Origin of the sequence: Corynebacterium pilbarense (assembly GCF_026930265.1) — a bacterium.
GTDB classification, from domain to species: Bacteria; Actinomycetota; Actinomycetes; order Mycobacteriales; family Mycobacteriaceae; genus Corynebacterium; species Corynebacterium pilbarense.
The window spans coordinates 1-1,441 of record NZ_JANRML010000043.1; the positions used below are offsets into that span (position 1 = coordinate 1).

A 1,441-nucleotide genomic window follows, 5' to 3' on the forward strand; every position below is an offset into this window, starting at 1 on the left:
GAGGGTGTCCGATTCTTTGTGTGCGGGGGCTTGGTTTACAAGTAGTCCGCGAATCGGTCGGGGTAAGCCACGGCTAGTTGGTTGATGGCTTGTTTCCACCCGGTGGCTTTCGCTCCTTCAATATAGCCGTTGCACTCAACGTCGCGCTTTGCTTTCTTCGCTCGCTGGGCGGCGCGTTTGTCTTCGATGTTGCAGATCATCAGCCAAAGCGTCTTCAGCGCCGCCGTATCGTTCGGGAATTGCCCGCGGTTGCGGGTAGCTTTCCGCAGTTCAGCATTGAGCGACTCGATCGAATTGGTGGTGTAGAGCACCCGGCGTGCCGCCGGCGGGAACTGTAGAAACGGCACGAACCGCTCCCAAGCGTCGCGCCAGACTTTGACCGACTGCGGGTATTTCCGGCCCAGTTCACTGGCCTCGAACGCATCCAAGGCGGCACGGGCGGTGTCTTCGTTTGTGGCCGTGTAGACCTCGCGCAGCGCCCGGGAGACGCCTTTGCGGTCCTGATACGATACCCACCGGTTCGCAGCCCGAATCAGGTGCACGATACAGGTCTGCACCATGGAATTCGGCCAGGTGGCTTCCACGGCTTCCGGCAAGCCTTTGAGCCCGTCGCAGCACACGATGAACACGTCCTGGACGCCACGGTTGGCCAGATCCGCGCACACCGATGCCCAGAATGCGGCACCTTCATTTTCAGCGATCCACAATCCCAGGATGTGCTTGATGCCGTCCATGTCGACACCAACCGCCATGTAGCAGGACTTGTTGACCACGCGGTGCCCGTCACGGATTTTCACGCGCAGCGCGTCGAGGAATATCACTGGGTAGAACTCGTCGAGCTGGCGGTTTTGCCAGATCATGACCTCGTCTAAGACCGCGTCGGTAATGGTGCTGATCGTATCTGGGCTCATATCCACCCCCAGGGTGGTGGCGAGGTGGTGCTGAATATCGCGCACTGTCATCCCGCCGGCGTAGAGCGAGACGATCATGTCGTCGAGCTCTGTGAGACGGCGTGCGCCCTTGGGCACCATCCGGGGAGTAAAGGTGCCGGCACGGTCCCTGGGCACGGTCACTTCCACCGCGCCGTAGCCGGAATTGACGGTTTTGGTGTACGACCCGTTGCGGTGATTGTTCGCCTGTGCGGTTTCCACCTGGGCTTTGGTCTTTCGGTCGGAATGGCTATAGCCCAAGTGCGCATCCATCTCCGCCTGCAGACCAGCGTTGATCGATGCCTGTAGCATGCCTTTGACCAGCTCGCTGGCATCATCAGCGGAGGTCGACAGCTCGCTGATCAAGCTGGCGAGTTCAGGGTTTTCCATCAGCTTCTCGCTGATCTCATTGACCTTTGCCGGGTCATGGTTTTTCTTCGGTGACACCGTAGTCATTATCGGTGAAACTCCTTCTAGATCAGAGCCTCACACACAAACTTCCTGACACCCTC

Annotated in this window: 1 protein-coding gene; it reads right to left on the reverse strand. The window is 59.1% G+C overall.

Annotated features, from left to right (window positions below):
* Nucleotides 1-35: 35 nt before the first annotated feature.
* On the reverse strand, nt 36-1,385 hold the full coding sequence (locus NUW87_RS11310) for an IS256 family transposase (RefSeq protein WP_269028619.1): 1,350 nt from the start codon (nt 1,383-1,385) through the stop codon (nt 36-38).
* Nucleotides 1,386-1,441: the final 56 nt, after the last annotated feature.

Coding starts and splice junctions, on each gene's coding strand:
- NUW87_RS11310 (WP_269028619.1), bottom strand. CDS start 1,385: ATGACTACGGTGTCACCGAAGAAAAACCATGACCCGGCAAAGGTCAAT.